At 71.7% G+C, this 18,141-nt stretch carries 13 protein-coding genes and 2 pseudogenes; 9 read left to right on the top strand and 6 right to left on the bottom strand.

Going from position 1 to position 18,141, the window contains the following annotated elements:
• Positions 1-78 precede the first annotated feature (78 nt).
• A complete protein-coding gene (locus tag ACF088_RS37080) occupies positions 79-912 on the bottom strand; it encodes an isocitrate lyase/phosphoenolpyruvate mutase family protein (protein ID WP_392380339.1) in 834 nt (277 codons plus the stop codon).
• A gap of 63 nt (positions 913-975) precedes the next feature.
• Between ACF088_RS37080 and ACF088_RS37075 the strand changes: the two are divergent.
• From ACF088_RS37075 to ACF088_RS37065, 3 genes and pseudogenes are all read left to right on the top strand, one after another.
• A pseudogene (locus tag ACF088_RS37075) lies at positions 976-1,713 on the top strand (ArsR/SmtB family transcription factor).
• Positions 1,714-1,911: 198 nt separating this feature from the next.
• Positions 1,912-2,301 (top strand): ADP-ribosylation/crystallin J1, encoded by a 390-nt coding sequence (locus ACF088_RS37070; protein ID WP_392380338.1) that lies wholly within the window; start codon positions 1,912-1,914, stop codon positions 2,299-2,301.
• Positions 2,298-3,122 (top strand): ATP-grasp domain-containing protein, encoded by an 825-nt coding sequence (locus ACF088_RS37065; RefSeq protein ID WP_392380336.1) that lies wholly within the window; start codon positions 2,298-2,300, stop codon positions 3,120-3,122. Before ACF088_RS37070 ends, ACF088_RS37065 begins: the two co-directional genes overlap by 4 nt.
• 169 nt (positions 3,123-3,291) lie before the next feature.
• Here ACF088_RS37065 and ACF088_RS37060 read toward each other — a convergent pair whose 3' ends face one another.
• The gene (locus ACF088_RS37060) at positions 3,292-4,704 is read right to left on the bottom strand and encodes a glycosyltransferase family 39 protein (RefSeq protein ID WP_392380387.1); all 1,413 of its coding nucleotides are present in this window, start codon (positions 4,702-4,704) and stop codon (positions 3,292-3,294) included.
• Between the two features lie 453 nt (positions 4,705-5,157).
• Entirely contained in the window at positions 5,158-8,274 is a 3,117-nt protein-coding gene (locus tag ACF088_RS37055) for a D-alanyl-D-alanine carboxypeptidase (RefSeq protein WP_392380334.1), read from the bottom strand.
• 225 nt (positions 8,275-8,499) lie between these two features.
• On the opposite strand from ACF088_RS37055, the gene ACF088_RS37050 reads away from it, so the two are divergent.
• The 3 genes from ACF088_RS37050 (at position 8,500) to ACF088_RS37040 (ending at position 10,831) form a co-directional block, all read left to right on the top strand.
• A complete protein-coding gene (locus tag ACF088_RS37050; protein WP_392380333.1) occupies positions 8,500-9,261 on the top strand; it encodes a GPP34 family phosphoprotein in 762 nt (253 codons plus the stop codon).
• Positions 9,262-9,559: 298 nt separating this feature from the next.
• Positions 9,560-10,426 carry a helix-turn-helix domain-containing protein gene (locus tag ACF088_RS37045; RefSeq protein ID WP_392380332.1) on the top strand — a complete coding sequence of 289 codons (867 nt, stop codon included), beginning with the start codon at positions 9,560-9,562 and terminating at the stop codon, positions 10,424-10,426.
• Between the two features lie 195 nt (positions 10,427-10,621).
• On the top strand, positions 10,622-10,831 hold the full coding sequence (locus ACF088_RS37040) for a DUF397 domain-containing protein (RefSeq protein WP_392380330.1): 210 nt from the start codon (positions 10,622-10,624) through the stop codon (positions 10,829-10,831).
• A gap of 216 nt (positions 10,832-11,047) precedes the next feature.
• Here the strand turns inward: ACF088_RS37040 and ACF088_RS37035 are convergent, their stop codons facing one another.
• Positions 11,048-11,977 (bottom strand): hypothetical protein, encoded by a 930-nt coding sequence (locus ACF088_RS37035; RefSeq protein ID WP_392380329.1) that lies wholly within the window; start codon positions 11,975-11,977, stop codon positions 11,048-11,050.
• Between the two features lie 145 nt (positions 11,978-12,122).
• Here ACF088_RS37035 and ACF088_RS37030 point away from each other — a divergent pair, with 145 nt between their 5' ends.
• Entirely contained in the window at positions 12,123-12,908 is a 786-nt protein-coding gene (locus tag ACF088_RS37030; RefSeq protein WP_392380328.1) for an SDR family oxidoreductase, read from the top strand.
• A 291-nt stretch (positions 12,909-13,199) separates the two neighbouring features.
• Here the strand turns inward: ACF088_RS37030 and ACF088_RS37025 are convergent, their stop codons facing one another.
• The gene (locus ACF088_RS37025) at positions 13,200-14,321 is read right to left on the bottom strand and encodes an ADP-ribosylglycohydrolase family protein (protein ID WP_392380327.1); all 1,122 of its coding nucleotides are present in this window, start codon (positions 14,319-14,321) and stop codon (positions 13,200-13,202) included.
• Between the two features lie 240 nt (positions 14,322-14,561).
• Between ACF088_RS37025 and ACF088_RS37020 the strand changes: the two are divergent.
• Together ACF088_RS37020 and ACF088_RS37015 are read left to right on the top strand one after the other, a co-directional pair.
• A pseudogene (locus ACF088_RS37020) lies at positions 14,562-15,040 on the top strand (NAD(P)-dependent oxidoreductase); the annotation flags it as partial.
• Between the two features lie 48 nt (positions 15,041-15,088).
• Positions 15,089-15,343, top strand: a complete 255-nt coding sequence (locus ACF088_RS37015) for a hypothetical protein (RefSeq protein WP_086720495.1) — start codon at positions 15,089-15,091, stop codon at positions 15,341-15,343.
• Positions 15,344-15,441: 98 nt separating this feature from the next.
• Here ACF088_RS37015 and ACF088_RS37010 read toward each other — a convergent pair whose 3' ends face one another.
• Positions 15,442-18,090, bottom strand: coding sequence for a bifunctional FO biosynthesis protein CofGH (locus ACF088_RS37010; protein ID WP_392380326.1), 2,649 nt, complete (start codon positions 18,088-18,090; stop codon positions 15,442-15,444).
• Positions 18,091-18,141 lie beyond the last annotated feature (51 nt).

Here is an 18,141-nt window from a genome sequence, read left to right as displayed (position 1 = left end):
GGGCCCGCGAAGCCGGGCACCGCACCTCGCGGGGGCGGCCGACTCCCCGGTCCGGCAGCTTTGGCCCCCTCCGCCCGGCTACTCCTCCCCCACCAACCGCTGCACCTCCTCGTAGCCCAGCACCTCGCCGCCCGCCCCGGCCGCATCCGTGGGCCGTTGGCCCGTACGGATCGCGTCCGCCGCCGCGAGTGTGGCCTGCAGCGCCGTACGGAACAGCAGCGAACCGGTGCTGATGCGGCGTACGCCGAGGTCCGCCAAGCGGCTGACGGTGTGCCGTCCGGGAGCGAAGAGGATGTTCAGCGGCGCGGGGATCTCGGCGACCAGAACCGACACCTCCTCGTCGGCGATGACGCCCGGCACGAAGATGCCGTCCGCGCCCGCCGCCAGATAGCTCTCGGCGCGCGCGAGCGTCACCGACAGCGGCGGCGGGCTGTCCGTCAGCCAGTGGGTGTCGATCCGGGCGTTGAGGAACAGGCCCGGCGCCCGCTCCTTTACCGCGCTGAGCAATTCGGCCTGGCGTACCGGGTCCTGCAGCCCCTCGCCGCCGGGCAGCCCGTCCTCCAGGTTCAGCCCGGCGGCCCCGGCCTCCGCCAACTCGGCGGCCAGGTCCCCCACTTGTCCGGGGTCGCCGCCGAATCCGCCCTCCACATCGACCGTGTACGGGCAGGCCAGCCGGCCATTGAGCCGCAGCGCCAGGGCCAGCGTCGCGTCCCGGGCCTCGGCGAGCCCGCGCCCGTCCGGATAGCCATGGGCCGCGGCGACGCCCAGGCTCGTGGTGCCGACCGCCGCATATCCGGCCCCGGCGAGCGCGACGGCCGAGATGACATCCCAGGCGTTGGGCAGCAGCAGCGGCTGGTCGGCATGGTGCAGCGCATGGAAGTGGAAGGTGGCGTACTCCGGGGAGGTACTCATATGGGCACCGTAGGCCGGAGTCCCTTCGGTAGGCGCCGAAGACTCGCGGCGGACAATGGAGTCATGACCACTCCGGCGTACAGCTCCGAGCTCGCACGGCTGGCCGCCCTGCTCGTGGGCCGGACCGGGCGTCCATCTGCCTGGCCCTGCTCGACGGCCGGGCCTGGACGGCCGGCGAGCCGGCCGCGTATGCGCACGTCGCCCCCTCGACGGCGAGCGAGCAGCTGACCCGGCTCACCGACGGCGGGCTGCTGGTGGAGCGCCACCAGGGCCGCCACCGTTACGTCCAGCTCGCCGGTCCGCGCGTCGCCGAGCTGCTGGAGCCCCTGATCGCACATCTCGATCCGCCGGCCGAGCGGCCCCGCGGGCTGCGTGCGGTGAGCGCCTCCGCCGCGCTCGCCCGGGGCCGCGCTCGCCCGGGGCCGCACCCGTGACGGCCACCCGGCGGGCCGGCTCGGCGTGACGATCACCGACGCCATGACCGCGCGGGGGCTGCTCGACCAGGACGGCGGGTTCGCGCTCACCGACGCCGGGCGGGAGTGGCTCACCGACGGCCTGGGGATCGAGGAGCCGGCCATGCTGCGCACGGGGCGGCGGCCCCGGGTCCGTGGCTGCCTTGACTGGACCGAGCGCCGGGCCCATCTCGCGGCCACGGTCGGCGCCCGGCTCTGCGACCGGCTGCTGGACCGGCGCCGGGTCCGCCGGATCGGCAGCGGCCGGGCCGTGTGCCTCACCCCGGACGGAGCGACGGAGCTGCGGGACCTGCTGGAGATCAACGGGGCGGCAGCCGATCTGATGTGAGGGGGCGGATCCGAACAACCCAGACCCGAAAAACCCGTACCCGAACAACCCGCGCCCGCGCCGCTTGCGCCCGAACAACCCGCGCCCGCGCCGCTTGCGCCCGAGCCGCCCGCGGCCGCGCCGCCTATGCCCGAGCCGCTCGCGCCCGAGCCCCGAAATTCCGATGTTCCGCCCTCCCCTCCCCCGTACCGTTCGAACATGAAGGAAACGCCGCACCCGGACGGGACCGCGCCCGCCACCCGCACCCTCTGGCGCCCCACCGGCCCCGAGGAGCTCGCCCTGGTCGAGGCCTCCGGCTGGCGCGCCTGGCCGCCGCGCCTGCCCGACCAGCCGATCTTCTATCCCGTACTCAACGAGGACTACGCGATACGGATCGCCCGCGACTGGAATGTGCCGGCCTCCGGAGTCGGCCATGTCACCCGCTTCGAGATCGAGGCGGACTTCGCCGAGCGCTATCCGGTACGGCAGGCGGGCGGCGAGACGATCCTCGAACTGTGGGTTCCCGCGGAGGAGTTGGAGGAGTTCAACCGGCATATCGTCGGGCGTATCGAGCTCGTCCGCAGCTTCCGCCCGCCGCAGGAGTCATGACAGCGACCCAGCGCTGCGGCCGCACCGCTCCCGTCCTGCTGACCTCGGCACAGCGCACCAGCACCGCCGGGCTGCTGAACGCGGCGGCCGCCCGGCGCGGCCTCGAAACGGTGACCTTGACCGGGCCGGACACCCTGTGCGCGCTGGCCGGGCGGGCGGTGCACTGGTACGGCGGACCGCGCACCGCCGACCGCATCGCCGGACCACTGCGACTGGGTCTGCTGGACCCTCCGGACGACTGGCTGGCCCGGCTTCCACCTCAACTCACCCTTCGCAAGGTCGAGTTGACGACACACGGGGAAGCGTCACGGCGTACCGGGCCGTTCTTCGTCAAACCGCCGAGCGACAAGTCCTTCCCGCCGGGCGTGGTGGCCTCCGGGGCGCAACTGCCGCCGGCCGCCCCGCAGACTCCGGTGCTCGTCTCGGAGGTCGTCTCCTTCGTCGCCGAGTACCGGCTGTTCCTCCTGGACGGCGCCCTGGTCACCGCCACCCGCTACGCCGTCCACGGCCTCCTGGACCCCGCGCCGCTGCGCGACGACCCGTATGCCCCGGACGTCCGCGCCTTCGCCGCCCGGCTGCCGGCACTCGCCCCGCTGCCGAGTGCGGCGGCGGTCGACGTGGGGCGGCTGGACGGGGGCGGATGGGCCGTGGTGGAGGCCAATATGCCGTACTTCGCGCACTGTTACGCCGCAGACCCGGCGGCCGTACTGGACGTGGCACTGCGGGCGGCAGGACCGTACGCGCGCGTCCAGGACAGCGACCGTCGTTTCCTGCGCGCCCCTGGGGGCCCTCGGCACCCTGCGGACCTTTGGGGCCCTTGACGGCCTGACGGGCCCATTGACGGCCCGACGGCTGACGGCTGACGGCTCACGGCTCACGGCTCACGGCTCACGGCCGGCATCCGCCACCACCGGCCCCAACCCTCGGCCCCAACCCTCGCCCCCAACCCCCGGCCCCGGCCCCGGCCCCGGCCCCGGCCCACGAAAGGGCTCAACGCCCGCACGCCCCCGGCCGCGCGTACACCGTGATCCGGGCGCCCCTGACCTGCAGCGTGCGGCAGATCTCGAACGCGGTGCGCAGCGTGGACCGTTTGGCGATCTCCTGGTCGTTGTCATCGGCCGGCTGGCCGTCGGGGTCGCCGGCGACGACGATCCGGCGGACGGCGAGCATCCGGTCGTGGATCGCCTCGCCGGACCGCTCGGTGCCGTAGAGGGTGTGTGAGGCCGGCGGGCTCTTGGCTTGGGCGAGATCGCGCAGCCCCCGGAAGTCGTCCGGCAGGGTCGCCCGCCAGATCCGCCTGCGGGACGGCATGAACAACAGGCCGTCGCCGGGCTCGGCCACCTCGCGTACGGCGTGCGCAATCGCGGTGACATCGTCGACCCGGCTGTCCGGGCTGCGCAGATGGACGTTGACGGGCAGCAGCGCCACCAGGACCAGCACCACCGCCGACGTCCGGCGCAGCAGCCGGCCCCGGGTCTGGCCCTGTTCACCGGCCGGCCGCAGCAGCCGCGCCAGTGCGGCGCCCGCGAGCAGCGCGAACCCGACGACGTAGTACAGGACGTAGCGGTCCACGTACGCCGGTTCGACATGGGAGAGGAGCAGCAGGAGGAGCGTGGGCAGGAGCAGCAGGGGGACGCCGAGGGCGCGTAGTCCGATCGGGCCCCGGGAGCGGACCGGGACGCGGGCGCAGGCGATGCCGAGGACCGCCAGCACCGCGAAGGTCAGCAGTTGGACGGGGTCCGGCCACATCAGCCAGCTGATCTGCGCGGACTGCCGGGTGCTGAACACCGCGAGCGGGGCCAGCCCGGCGAGGACGGTGACCGAGGAGAGCAGCCAGGCGCGCAGCACCCGGCGGGGCAGCCGCGCCAGGACCACCGCGGCGCCGTGCGCGGGCAGCGCCAGCGAGGCGAACTCGTGCAGCAGGCAGGCGCACAGCATCAGCGCGGTGTAGCCGAGCCACAGATTCCGGCGCGGGCGGTCGGCGGCCACTACCAGCAGATAGCCGGCCCAGACGACCAGCGCGCAGACCATCGCATACGAGCGGCCCTCCTGCGCGTACTGCTGCACGACGGGGATCAGCGCGAAGGTGAGGCCGGCGAGCAGCCCCGCCCGCCGGCCGACCAGGCGCTGCCCCAGCAGGGCGACCCCCGCGGCCGCGGCCGTCATCGCGGCCACGGACGGCAGCCGCAGGCCGATGGCGGCGCCGAGCGCCTCGCCGAGGGTGGCGTCGTAGACCAGGAACCAGCTGTGCATCAGCGCGTAGTACAGGCCGTGGACGACGTCGGCATGCTGGAGCGTGGGCCACAGCTCGGCCAGGCTGCGGTGCGCCATGTCGTAGGTGACCGCCTCGTCGCGCCATATGGCGCCCTGCCGGCGGATGCCCCACGCCCCCAGGAACAGCATCAGTCCGGAGGGCACCAGCACCACCGCGCCCTGCGCCACCCACGCACCGCGGGCGGCCGCGGCGGACGCGGCGGACGCGGATGTCTTCTGTGCTTGCGCTACGTCGATGACGGACTCCGGTCACGCACGGGACGGACGGACAGACAGTCAGAAAGGCAGGCTCACGATAGAGCGGGCGGCCGGTGGGCGACCAGACGGGCGAGCGGGGCGGCGGCCACGGGCAGCGACCGGGGAAGGAACGCACGCGGTGGCCGCGGGACATGAGGGGATCAGGCCCCTGGAACCCGGCGGGGCCGGTGAACCAGGGGCTGCGTGCGGTGATCCGGGGCCGCGGGCGGTGACCCCAGGGCCGCATGCCGTGAACCGGGGACCGGGGACCGCGTGCCGTGAACCCGGGGACCGCGGGCGGTGAACCGGGGACCGCGGGCCGGACGCCCGCAGCCCCCGGCCCGCTCAGGTAATGCGGATCAGCTTCGCTCCGAAGGACGGCTCGACGAGGTCCTGCTGCAGGGCGACCGGGACCTTCTGGCTGCGCTCGCCGTTGCCGACGGTCAGCACACCGACCTCGGTACCGGCCTTCGCGGTGTGCGGGACGGTCTTGCCCCCGTCACCGACGCTCAACTCCAGCTTCTGGCCCGGGGCCCCGACCGCCTTCAGGTCCTTGGTGGCAACGACCGGCGTGCGCCCGTTCAGGCCGTCGTCGACATACCCGACGACCTGCCCCTTCTTCACCGCCGTGGCCGAGGTCAGCGCGTTGCGTACGGCCTCGATGACCTTCCGGCTGTTGTCCTTGACCAGGGTGAGGCTGTTGGAGCCGTTGGGGTCCTGGCCCTTGAAGTGCTGGTCCATCATCGTGCCCAGTATCAGCTGGTCCTTGCCGTCCACGGTCTTGTAGGCCGCCCAGGACAGCGTGCCGCCGGCCGCCGTACTGGAGCCGGTCTTGATGCCCTTGATGCTCAGCCCGGCCAGCAGCAGGTTGTCGATGTTGCTGTTGATCCGCTCCGGCAGGCCCGGGATGTCGGCGTTGGTCGTGGCGACGATCGGCCGGAAGGCGTCGAACTTCATCACGGCCTCGGCCAGCTTGAGCTGGTCGACGGCGGTGCTGACGGTCTTGGGGTCCAGGCCGCTGGGGTCGGTGTAGGTGGAGTTCTTCATGCCCAGGCCCTTGGCGGCGGCGTTCATCTTCTTGACGAACGCTGCCTCGGTGTCGGACTTGGTGTCCCAACGGGCGAGCAGCCGGGCGATGTTGTTGCCGGACGGGATCATCAGCATCTTGAGCATGTCCTGCTCGCTGAACTTCTGCCCTGCCCTGAGCCCCTCGATCCGGGACTCGCTCCGGGAGCCGCCCTCGGCCACCGCCTTGTCGTCGACCTCGATCTGCGGGCCCTTCTCACCCTTCTTGAGCGGGTGGTCCCGGAGGATGACATAGGCCGTCATGATCTTGGCAACGCTCGCGGTGGGCACCGGCTTCTGCTCGCCGAACGTCCCCAGGTCCCCGGAGCCCACCACCTTGACCGCCGCCTGCCCGTGCGCGGGCCACGGGATGGCGAGCTTGCCGCCCTCGAAGGTGAACGAGGATGCGGCGTCGCCCAGGGTGAGCGTCGGGTTGGGCAGCGGGCGCACCGCCTGGGCGACCACGAAGATGATCACCAGCAGCACCGCCAGCGGGGTCCAGATCTTGAAGCGGCGGACGACCGTGCGCAGCGGGGTCTCGGGCGGCGGCGGGGTGTTGGTGAGCTGCGCCAGGAGGTCGAGCGGCGGCAGCGGTTCCTGCTTGGTCCGCTCCGAGTCGGGCAGCGCGGTGGGAGCGGCGGCGCCCGTGGCCTCCGCGGCGGATGGCGTCGCACCCGTCCGGCCGACCGACTTGGGCGGCGCGGCCGGCTCGGCCTTGGCGGGCGCGGCGGCGGGCAGCGCGCCGGGAGCCTTGGCCGCAGGCTTCTCCGCGGGCTTCTCCGCGGGCTTCTCCGCAGCCTTGTCGGCCGTCTTCCCGGCGGCCTTGTCCGAGGTCTCGCCCGCAGGCTTGCCGGCGGGCTTGTCCCCGGCCTTGTCCGTGGGCTTGTCGATGGACTTGTCCGTGGGCTTGTCGATGGACTTGTCCGCGGGCTTGCCGGGCGTACGGGCCGGTGTCCGGGGCGCCGTCTTGCCCAGCGACTTGCCCGACGTACCGTCGTCCGACTTCAGCGCCACGAACTGGCTGGTCCGCTCCGAGTCACGCTCGGGTGCGCCCTTGGCCTTGCCATCGGCGCCCTTCGCCGTGTCGGCGTCCTTCTTGCCGCCGGTGTCCTGCCCGGCGTCCCCGTCCTTGTCCTTCTTGGCCTCGCTGTCCTTCTCGCCGTCGGCAGCACTCTTGGCCTCGGTCTTGCCGCTGCTCCCGGGCTTGCCCTTGGCCGCGTCCTTGCCCCTGGCCGCGTCCTTGTCCCGAGCAGGCGGGTTGATCTTGAACGCGGTGGTCGCCTGGTCGACGGGCTCGGCCGCCGCACCCTCACCCTTCAGCTTCGCAATGGAAAACACTCGGGTCGCGTTATCGGCCGGCGCCTCCTGGGCGCCCTCCTCGTCGCCACCGTCGCCCGCATCCTTGCGGTCGCCCTTGCCGTCGCCCTTACCCTCGCCCCCGGCGTCGGCCGCCTTCGCGGACCCGCCCTTCTGCGGTCCGACGGTCTTGAACACAGCGGTCGGCTGGTCGACGGCCTTGGCCTGCCGGGGCAGCGAAGCGGACTCGTCCTCGACTTCCGACTCGGGCCCCGACCCAGCCTCCGACTCGGACTCGACCTTCGCCGCAGCCTTCCCGTCCGGCTTCCCGCCCGACTTCCCGTCCGACGCGGCCGCAGCCTTCTCACCGACCGTCGCATCCGACCGGCCGGCACCCTTCGGCTCCGCTTTCCGCTTCGCTGCCGACTTTGCTGCCGACTTTGCTTCCGGCTTTGCGGCGGCACTCTCGGGGGCCTTGTCCACGGCAGCGTCGCCCTCACCGGACGCCTCAGCCGCACCGGAATCAGCCGCCTCGGAATCGGCTGCGTCGGAATCGGCCGCCTTGGCGTCGTCCGCCGACCCCGGCTTCTCCCGCGCAGACGCGTCGCCGTCGCCATCGCCGCCGCCATCGCCGTCGCCGTCATCCTCGGCGTCGTCGTCCGTCCCGGCGACCCAGGCGGCCACAGCGGCGCGGAGGCGGTCGTCGCCACCCTCCCCGGCCGCACCGGCCTCAGCGGCACCCTGAGGCGCCTCAGAAGCCTCAGCCGCTTCGCCGCCCTCCGGCGCCTCGGACGAGCCCTCGGCCTCCGCCTCGGGCGACTCCACGGCCTTCCCTCCGGCAGCGGCCCCCGGCTTCACCCCGGACTTCGCCTTCGCCGCAGGCTTCGACCCCGCCCCGGACTTCGTCCCGGCAGCGGCCTTCGGCGCGTCCTCGGACTGTGAGTCCTCCCCCGCCCCCGCTTCCTGCTTCTTCGCCGGCTTGTCCGGCTCTCCGCGGAAGGCCGACAGGCGCGGATCACGTTTGCTCCGCGCCGTCTCCCCCGACGACTGCTTCTTGTCCGACTTGTCGGGGGACTCGCCCGCCACCGATGTCTCCTTCATTTGTCGCACTGCCTGCCTGGCCCAGTGTTTCCAAGTGTCCTGTGTATGCGCAGCACCATCTCGCCGCCACGCGTACCGGTAGGCGCCGCACCCCACAGAAAGATGTCGCCTACGTGCAAGACGAGAACGACATACCTACCGGTTCCCTACCGAACCCCCCACGCACCCTCGACAGATGAATGTGAGAGGGGTCACCCTGTCATTCATCCACGCGGGGAGGCATGGATGGGCAGGAGCCGCAGAACAATTCCGGAGGAGCTTCTGCTGCTCGCTTTGGACCCGACGACGGGTACCACAGCGCAGCCGCAGTCGCTCGACCTCGGCCTGGCCGGGGCCCAGCTAGTAGAGCTGGCTCTGGCAGGACGGATAGCCCCAGACGGGGATCGTATCGCCGTGGTGATGGCACGGCCGACAGGAGATCCAACTCTGGACTCCGCGCTCGAACTGCTGCGCCGACGCGGCAGTCCGGTGCGCGCGGTCCACTGGATCGGCGGGCCCCGGCTGGGGCTGCGCCAGACCTACCTCACGCACCTGGAACGGTGCGGCATGGTGCATGCCGTGGCGGGACAGATGTGCGGGGTGCTGCCGACGACGCGCTACCAGGCGACGGAGACAGCCATCAGCCGGGAAATCAGGGCCCGGCTGGACAACGCGATCCGCACCGGCGTACCCCCGGACCCGCGGACCGCGGCGCTCGCCGCGCTGGCCCATGCGGTCGGTCTCGGCAAGCACCTGTATCCAGGGAACGAAGGGCGCTCATCACGCTCCCGTCTCCGGGATCTGATCCGGCACGACCCCATGGGCGGGCTGGTCGCACACGCCGTCATGGATGTGCAGAACGGCGTCGCGGTACAACCACGGCGGCCGCAGGCCGCCGCCGCGGGAGCCGTACGGCAACCGGCGGCCCGGGCCACGGCGGAACCGGCCGGTGCGCCGGGCCAGTCGCGGCACGGCCACGGCCGGATGGCCCGGGTGGGCGCCCGCTGACGCCGTGAGACACCCGGCGGCGCCTCACGCGCCACCGCTACACCAACGCACCACCACCGCACCGCAGTCCCCACGATCCCGTTCGGGAGCCGCAGCAAGAAGCGCGGGGTGGCGGGCCGGCCGTTCTGGACGACGGCCGGCCCGCCACCCCGCGCACCTGCGCGGGCGCATTTTCCCGATTCCGGCCCCAAATTTCCAACGTGACCACCTTGTCCAGCCATTTGCCAGCGCGGCGTGGACCGTTGGTGGCAGTCTGCTGACCAGAAAACAGCAGTACGGAGCCGGAGGTGCACTTAGCGTGGCGTCCAACGTCAACCCCACCGTCAGGCGACGCCGATTGGGCCAGGAGCTGCGCAGGCTTCGAGAGACCAAAGGCATGACGGCAGAAGAGGTGGCGGACCGGCTGCTCGTCTCGCAGTCGAAGATCAGCAGACTGGAGAACGGGCGTCGCAGCATCAGCCAGCGCGATGTCCGCGATCTGTGCGGGGTCTACGAAGTCGAAGACCACCGCATCGTGGATTCGCTGATGCAGATGGCCAAGGATTCACGCCAACAGGGGTGGTGGCACGCCTTCGGCGACATCCCGTACAGCGTCTACATCGGCCTGGAGACCGAGGCCGCCTCGCTGCGGGTGTACGAATCCCTGCTGGTGCCCGGTCTGCTGCAGACGCCCGGCTACGCCGAGGCGGTCATTCCCGGTACGGTCCCCGAGCTGGCGCCCGACCATTTGGAGAAGCGCATTCAGGTGCGGATGCGGCGCCAGGACCGGATCAATGATTCCGAGCACCCGTTGCGACTGTGGGCGGTACTGGACGAGAGCGCGCTGCGGCGGGTGGTCGGCAGTCACCTGATCATGCGCGAGCAACTGGACCATCTTGTCGAGATGAGCCAATTGCCGCATGTGACGGTCCAGATCCTGCCGTACGACACCGGTGCGCACGCCGGAATGTCGGGAACGTTCTCCATCCTCGAATTCGACGATGCCGCCGATTCCAGCGTGGTGTACATCGAGGGCGTCACCAGCGACCTCTATCTGGAGAAGACCAACGATGTGCACAAGTACACGATCATGTACGAGCATTTGCGCGCACAGGCCTTGAGTGCCGAGCAGAGCCGGGAGTTCATCGCCGCGGCGGCGAAATCCCATGCGGATGCCGCGGGGTGAGGCGCACCGGGGAGAAAGAGTACGGAACCGGCATTCCTGCGGAGAGGGTGGCACGGTACACCTGTGGCCGCCCCCGTGAATAGGGATCAAGAAATATGCCATTCGGACGGGTGAACGGCCTCTGCGGCTCGTGATGTTGGCGCGTAGCGTCAGCACTACCGAATCCGCGGTAACTCAGAGTGAGTTGGAGTGAACATGGCCGTGCAGCCCAATTCCGCATTCTCCTGGACCAAGTCCTCGTACTCCGGTGGCAATGGCGCCTGCGTGGAAATCGCCGTGCCCGCCGTCACCGCGATTGCAGTGCGGGACTCCAAGGACCCCGACGGTCCGCGTCTCACGTTCGGCAACTCCTCCTGGACCCGCTTTGTGTCGGACGTCGCCGGTGGCGCGTTCGACCTGGCGTGACCTGAGCCGTCACCGTCCGCAGTCTGCAGATACGAGCCCTCTCGACTGGATCGCCGTCCCGGCCGAGGGGGCTCGGCCATGCCCGTGCCTCTTACCCGTGCCCCTGCCCGTGCCCATGTCCGTTGCCCGTGCCTCTTGCCCGTGCCCCTTGCCCGGCGGGCAGCCGAGGGGGAGCCGGCGGGCAGCCCGCGGCCGCGCATGGCCACCGGCAGCCGCTCAGCGCAGTTCGGATACGTACCGGTCCGTCCCGGGCACGGTCGGGATGAACGGCGCCACCAACTCCACCCGCCCCAGCCCCGCATCCGCGACCTCCTCCTCCAGGCCGGCGAAGTGTGCCGTCCAGCCGTCGCGCGGGTCCTCCTGGAGGAACCAGAGGAGGGTCAGCCGGGTATCCACACCCGCGACCTGCTCCACATAGGACATCCGGTCCCCCGGCAGCGGCGTCGGCCGGAAGACAAGGGCCATCGCCGCCGGTGAACCCGCCAGCCGACGGGGAAGGTGGCGGGCACACAGCCACTCGACGAGTTCGGCCCGGCGCTCCGGCCCCTCCGCGTCGATCACCTCCAGCACCAGCCCGGCGTAGGGGTGGTCCAGCGCATGGAAGTCACGGGGGCCGGCGGCACCGTCCCGGTAGACCGTCGCCACCTGCTCCTGGAAGGCCGTGAAGACGTGCGTACGGCTCTGGTAGACCCGGCCGTCCCGGTTGAGGCGTTGGTTGATGCCGACGGTCCACTTCATGTGCTCGTCGTAACGGCCTTCGGTGAGCCAGTAGGTGGAGAGATAGCAGCCTGCCGTGACCGGCCGGGCCACGGCGGACTTCTCGGGGCGGCGCAGCAGTTGCAGGTCACGGGTGGCCACCCAGCGGCGGCCGGCGAACATCCACGGCATCGCCATCGCGCCCGCGATGTAGTGGTCGTCCTCGTACCAGCGGTTGTAGGCGTATTCGTGCCCCGGATGCGGTTCGACCATGGTGATCAGCGCATGTCCGGGGCGCACGCCGTAAGGGCCGACGGCGGCCAGCTCGGCGTAGGCGGCACTCCCGGTACCGGTGGCGGCCCCGGTATCGGCGGCGGTCCCCACGTCGGTGGCGGTCCCCGTGTCGGTGGCGGCCACCTCCGCCGGTGTTCCTTTGCTGTCTGCGGTCATGACAGACAGGTGTAGCTGACGATGCGTCATATGGGGAGGGCCTGGACGAGTGCTCCTGGCGGCGGCAGCTCTGGCTTTCCCTGACCCCTGGGCCTAACCTGACGCGCCATCAGGAACGAGTCGAGGGCCCGGCCGGGAGGCACACATGCTGCTGCGGAACAAGACCGTCATCGTCTCGGGCGTGGGAGCAGGGCTCGGCCATCAGGTCGCGGCGGCCTGTGTGCGGGACGGCGCCTCGGTGGTACTGGGCGCCCGTACGGAGGCGAATCTCGCCAAATCGGCTGCGCAGCTCGACCCTTCGGGCGAGCGTACGGCCTGGCGGGCGACCGATATCGGTGACGAGGCGCAGTGCGAGGCGCTGGCCGCGCTGGCCGTGGAGCGGTTCGGTGGGATCGATGCGGTGGTCCATGTCGCCGCGCTGGACTCGCTCTTCGGAGGCCTGCGGGACGCCGACTTCGACTCCTGGCGCAGCGTCGTGGACGTCAATCTCTTCGGCACCCTGCGGATGACCCGCGCCTGCCTGCCGTCCCTGGTGGCGCGCGGCGGTGGCTCGGTGGTGATGATCGGCACCCAGTCGTCGGTCGCCGCCCCCTCGCAGGTGCAGCAGGCGGCGTATGCGGCGTCCAAGGGCGGGCTGGTCTCGGCGATGTACTCGCTTGCGCGCGAGCTGGGACCGGACCTGATACGGGTCAACACCGTGCAGCCCGGGTGGATGTGGGGACCGCCGGTGGAGGCGTACGTCAGGTTCCAGGCGCACAGTGAAGGCGTTCCGGAAGCGGACGTGCTGGGCCGGCTGACGGAGCGGATGGCGCTGCCCGAGCTGGCGACGGACGCGGACGTGGCCGAGTGTGCGGTCTTCCTGGCCTCCGACCGGGCGCGTGCCATCACCGGCCAGTCACTGCTGGTCAACGCGGGCGAGCTGATGCGGTAGCGGCCCCGCCCCTCCGTAGACCGCACCATGCCCCGGGCGCTCCGTACGCCGCGCCACGCCCCGGGTGCTCCGTACGCCGCGCCGTCCCCCGGGCGCTCGCGGCCTGGCCGGTTCCGGTGGGCTCGCGGGCCTGGCCGGTTCCGTGGGCTCGCGGGCCTGACCGGTTCCGTGGGCTCGCGGGCCTGGCCGGTTCCGGTGGGTTCGCGCGGCCCGGGGCCTGCAGCGCATCGAGGAGCGCCGGCACCCGCCGCCGTGCCCGTGCCCGTGCCGGTCCGACGCCGGAACGGCCGGTCAGGCCCGTGGGTACCGGGCGAGCCACCCCGGCGACGAGCCGGCCGGGCCGTGCAGCGCGGGACCCTGCGTCATCTCCATCGAGAAGTCGTCGGCCAGCTGCAGAATCGTCTCCCGGCCCTCCAGCTCGACCAGCCACACCGGCGGCAGCGCCGTCTCACCGTGCAGGGCCCCCAGCAGGTTGCCGCAGATGGCGCCGGTGGAATCGCTGTCCCCGCTGTGGTTGACGGCGAGCAGCAGGCCGTGCCGGACGTCCTCGGCGACCAGCGCGCAGTACACGCCGATCGCCAGCGCCTCCTCGGCCGTCCAGCCCTCGCCCAGCGACTCCACCCGGGCGGGTGTCGGCATGCCCTGCCGTACGGCGCCGAGCGCGCGCTTGAGGGCGTCGGTGGTCTCCTCGTGGCCCGGGCGGGTGGCCAGATGCGCCAGCGCCTTCTGCACGGCGCCGTCGAGGTCCTCGCCGCGGGCCAGCGAGTGGCTGATGACCGCGAAGGCGCCGGCCGCCAGGTAGCCGGTGGGGTGGCCGTGCGTCTGTGCCCCGCACTCGGCGGCGAGCTGGAAGACCAGTTGCGGTTCCCAGCCGACCAGCAGGCCGAACGGCGCGGAGCGCATCACCGCGCCGCAGCCCTTCGAGTCCGGGTTCTTGGGCGCTTCGAGGGTGCCCATCACCTCGTCGCCGAGACCGCTCAGGCAGGCCCGGCCGGGCGCCCGGCGGGAGTACAGCCACTCCTCGCGGGCGAGCCAGCCGTCGTCCTCCTTGCGCTCGTCCGGGCCCCAGTCACGCTGGGTTGCGGCCCAGCGCAGATAGGCGCGGTGAACGTCGGTGGGCGGATGCCAGGCGCCGGTGTCGCGGCGTACCTGGGCCCGGATCAGTCCGTCCACGGTGAACAGGGTCATCTGGGTGTCGTCGGTGACCGCACCGCGCCGCCCGAAGGCGGGTATGAAATCGGCCACGCCCTCCTGGCCGTGCGCCGTGCGGATCGCGTCGAGCGAGTCGAATTCGATACCGGCACCGAGCGCATCGCCGATGGCGCCGCCGAGCAGACAGCCGCGTACCCGGCTACGGAAGTCCTGCTGCTCCGCGCGGCCCCAGATGGCGGCGCCGCCTCCCGTTGCGCTCACTGCGCCCTCCCGATACCGACTACGTCCCGGGGCCTTGCGGGGCCCCCGGCGCAGCACTGTAATCGACCAGGATTGATCACTTTCCGGCCAGGTGGGTATTGCGACTAGTCACTCGTAAGGCGGCTTTTGGCCGGTACGGTCCCGATGAGTACGGGCTCGGCCGAAACGGCATGACCGAAACAGCGTGGCCGAAACAGCGTGGCCGAAATGGCGTGGCCCAAACAGCTCCCGTCCGGGCCGGTCACCCGGATCGGCCCGGCCTTCGGCGTGAAGGTGACGGCCTGGAGCCGGCACCTCACTGCCGAACGCGCCGCAGAGGCGGGCGTGCAGGCCGCCGCCACCAAGGACGAGCTCCTGGAGACCAGCGGCTTCGTCTCCGCACACCTCGTCCTCAGCGACCGCACCCACGGCCTGCCCGGCGCCGATGAGCTCCGCCGGATGCGGCCCACCGGCAGCCTCGTCCCTCCTCGCGCGCCGCCATCGTCGACCAGCCCGCGCTGCTCCGGGGGCTGCGGGAGAACCGGATCGCCGGCGCCGGCCTGGACGTCTTCGACCACGAGCCGCTGCCTGCCGGCCACCCCCTGCGCCTCCTCCCGAACGTGCCGGCCCTGCCCCACCTCGGCTATGTCACCCGCCGTAACCACGAGGACTACTTCCAGCAAGCGGTCGAAGACATCGCCGCCTTCCTGGCGGGCGGCCCGATCCGCCAACTGGGCTGAAGAAAGCGTTCGATGATGGCGGGGGTGCGCGCTGGGCATGCTCTCCCCATGTCCGAGTACGAGTGGGATCGCACCACCATGGCTGTTGTCGCCTCCGCACTTTCCGGAGACAGCGACGGCGCGGTGGAACTCCTCCGGCCGCTCCCCCAGAGCGATGTCTGCCATATCGCGGTACGGCTCGCCGCCATGGCCGCCGATGCCCTGATCGTCGCCGCCCAGGACAGCGGAGGCGACCGCGAGGAGGCACTGTCGCAGTGGCAGCAGTGCATCCTGCAGCACGAGGCCGAGTACGAGGGCGAGTGAGGGCCGCGGACGGTGGACCACCCTGGACTGCCGCGGGCGCCCGCCAGCGGATTGCCCCCAGCGGGTTGCCACCCGGCGGATCGCCGCGGCCGCCCGTTCTAGTCGGCCAGGGGCAGCAGCTCAGGGAGATGGCCGTCCGAAGCGAGGGCGGCGGCCTGGCGTTCTTCGGTGACCGGGGCGTATGTCGTGGTGCGGGGGCGGGCCGGGCGGCCGGCCCGGTCGGCGATGGCGATGAGGTCCTGGATGGAGCGGTAGGAGCCGTAACTCGACCCCGCCATCCGGGAGATGGTCTCTTCCATCAGCGTGCCGCCGAGGTCGTTGGCACCGGAGCGGAGCATCTCGGCCGCGCCTTCCGTGCCGAGCTTGACCCAGCTGGTCTGGATGTTGGTGATGTGGGGGTGCAGCAGCACCCGGGCCATCGCGGTCACCGCGCGGTTGTCGCGCGTGGTGGGGCCGGGGCGGGCGATGCCGGCGAGGTAGACGGGGGCGTTGGTGTGGATGAAGGGGAGGGTGACGAACTCCGTGAAGCCGCCCGTCTCCTGCTGGATCTGTGCCAGCAGGCGCAGATGGCCGAGCCAGTGGCGCGGCTGGTCGACATGGCCGTACATCATCGTCGAGGACGAGCGGATGCCCAGCTCGTGGGCGGTCTTGACGACCTCGACCCAGGTGGCGGTGGGCAGTTTGCCCTTGGTGAGGATCCAGCGGACCTCGTCGTCGAGGATCTCGGCTGCGGTACCGGGGATGGTGTCCAGTCCGGCGGCCTTGGCCTCGGTGAGCCACTCACGGAGGGACAGGCCCGTACGCGTCGCGCCGTTGACGACCTCCATGGGCGAGAAGGCGTGCACATGCATACCGGGGACGCGTTCCTTGACGGCGCGCGCGATGTCGAAGTACGCCGTGCCGGGCAGGTCGGGATGGATGCCGCCCTGCATGCACACCTCCACCGCCCCTACCTCCCACGCCTGTTGGGCGCGGTCGGCGACCTGGGAGAGGGAGAGGGTGTAGGCGTCGGCGTCGGTGCGGCGCTGGGCGAACGCGCAGAAGCGGCAGCCGGTGTAGCAGACGTTGGTGAAGTTGATGTTCCTGGTGACGATGTAGGTGACGTCGTCGCCCACGGTGTCGCGCCGTAGTTGGTCGGCGATGGTGCAGAGGGCGTCCAGGGCGGGCCCGTCGGCGTGCAGCAGCGCCAGCGCCTCCGCGTCGGTGAGCCGGGTGGGGTCGTCGGCGGCCTGCGACAGTGCCTGCCGTACGTCGGCTTCGATGCGCTCCGGTGCCATCCCGGGGGCGGCGGCCTCCCGCAGCGCCTCCCAGTCCCCGTAGACCTCGTCGAAGTCGTCGCGGCGGTCGGCGGTGCGGCCTTCGGTGTCGATGGTGTGGTGCAGGTCCGTACGACCCGAGGAGATCGCCGTGAAGCCCTCGTCGGGCTCCTGCCAGGGGCGGCCCACCACGGGGGCGTCCTCCACGGCCAGCCCCGTCTCCGGGTCGGCGAGCGCCCGTACATGGGGCAGCAGGCGGGGGTCGAGCCAGGGCTCACCGCGCTGGAGGAACTCCGGGTAGATGGGGAGCCGTTCCCGCAGCTCGAAACCAGCGGCGGCGCAGCGCTCGGTCAGCGCGTCGATCTGGGGCCAGGGACGCTCGGGGTTCACATGATCGAGGGTCAGCGGGGAGACGCCGCCCCAGTCGTCGATCCCCGCGTCGATGAGCAGCGCATACTCGCCGTCGACGAGGTTGGGCGGCGCCTGGATGCGGGTCGAGGGGCCCATGACGTGCCGGGCCACCGCGATGGTCGCGGCCAGCTCCTCCAGCTCGGCGTCCGGCATGCCGCGCATCGCCGTGTCCGGCTTGGCGCGGAAGTTCTGCATGATCAGCTCTTGGATGCCGTGGTACGCACGCTGGATACGGCGCAGCGCGAACAGGGACTCGGCGCGCTCCTCGTACGTCTCCCCAATGCCGATGAGCAGTCCGGTGGTGAAGGGGACGTTGGAGCGGCCGGCGTCCTCCAGGACGCGCAGCCGGACGGCCGGCTCCTTGTCGGGCGATCCGTAGTGGGGACCGCCGGGCTCGCTCCACAGCCGCTCGGCGGTCGTCTCCAGCATCATCCCCAGGGACGGGGCGACGGGCTTGAGCCGCTGGAAGTCCGTCCAGGACAGCACCCCGGGGTTGAGGTGCGGCAGCAGACCGGTCTCCTCCAGGACGCGGATCGCCATGGCGCGGACGTACGAGAGCGTGTCGTCGTAGCCATGCGCCTCCAGCCACTCGCGGGCCTCGGGCCAGCGGTCCTCCGGCTTGTCCCCCAGGGTGAAGAGGGCTTCCTTGCAGCCGAGTTCGGCGCCGCGGCGGGCGATGTCCAGCACCTCGTCGGGTGACAGGAACATCCCGTGGCCGTCACGGCGCAGCTTGCCGGGGACGGTGACGAAGGTGCAGTAGTGGCACTTGTCCCGGCACAGGCGCGTCAGGGGGATGAAGACCCCGCGGGAGTACGTGATGACTCCGGGGCGGCCGGCGGCCTCCAGGCCGGCATCCCGCACCCGGGCCGCGGAGGCACACAGGTCCGTGAGGTCCGCGCCGCGCGCCTGCAGCAGCACCGCGGCCTCGCCGGCGTCCAGCGCCACACCGTCGCGGGCCCTCTTGAGCGCACGACGCATGGCGTTGGCCGTCGGCCGTCCCTGAGAGGCGGGCCCGGAGCCCCTTTCGTGGTCGGTCCCTTGCTCCGATGCCTGGTCAGGTCCCTGCACGCTGGAAGTCATCCTCCGAGGATACGAGCGCCCACCGACAGCGCCGCCGCCGGAGATCGGGTG

Source organism: Streptomyces sp. NPDC015125 (genome assembly GCF_043080045.1).
In the GTDB taxonomy this organism is placed as follows: Bacteria; Actinomycetota; Actinomycetes; order Streptomycetales; family Streptomycetaceae; genus Streptomyces.
The sequence above is the reverse complement of the archived record's forward strand: the minus strand, read 5'-3'. Positions and strand labels throughout refer to the sequence as shown.

Excerpts from the sequence above, each read along its gene's own strand:
- ACF088_RS37080 (WP_392380339.1), bottom strand. The coding sequence starts at position 912 with ATGAGTACCTCCCCGGAGTACGCCACCTTCCACTTCCATGCGCTGCAC.
- ACF088_RS37070 (WP_392380338.1), top strand. The coding sequence starts at position 1,912 with ATGAAGGAAACGCCGCACCCGGACGGGACCGCGCCCGCCACCCGCACC.
- ACF088_RS37065 (WP_392380336.1), top strand. The coding sequence starts at position 2,298 with ATGACAGCGACCCAGCGCTGCGGCCGCACCGCTCCCGTCCTGCTGACC.
- ACF088_RS37060 (WP_392380387.1), bottom strand. The coding sequence starts at position 4,704 with ATGCTGTTCCTGGGGGCGTGGGGCATCCGCCGGCAGGGCGCCATATGG.
- ACF088_RS37055 (WP_392380334.1), bottom strand. The coding sequence starts at position 8,274 with ATGAAGGAGACATCGGTGGCGGGCGAGTCCCCCGACAAGTCGGACAAG.
- ACF088_RS37050 (WP_392380333.1), top strand. The coding sequence starts at position 8,500 with ATGGGCAGGAGCCGCAGAACAATTCCGGAGGAGCTTCTGCTGCTCGCT.
- ACF088_RS37040 (WP_392380330.1), top strand. The coding sequence starts at position 10,622 with ATGGCCGTGCAGCCCAATTCCGCATTCTCCTGGACCAAGTCCTCGTAC.
- ACF088_RS37035 (WP_392380329.1), bottom strand. The coding sequence starts at position 11,977 with ATGACCGCAGACAGCAAAGGAACACCGGCGGAGGTGGCCGCCACCGAC.
- ACF088_RS37030 (WP_392380328.1), top strand. The coding sequence starts at position 12,123 with ATGCTGCTGCGGAACAAGACCGTCATCGTCTCGGGCGTGGGAGCAGGG.
- ACF088_RS37015 (WP_086720495.1), top strand. The coding sequence starts at position 15,089 with ATGTCCGAGTACGAGTGGGATCGCACCACCATGGCTGTTGTCGCCTCC.
- ACF088_RS37010 (WP_392380326.1), bottom strand. The coding sequence starts at position 18,090 with ATGACTTCCAGCGTGCAGGGACCTGACCAGGCATCGGAGCAAGGGACC.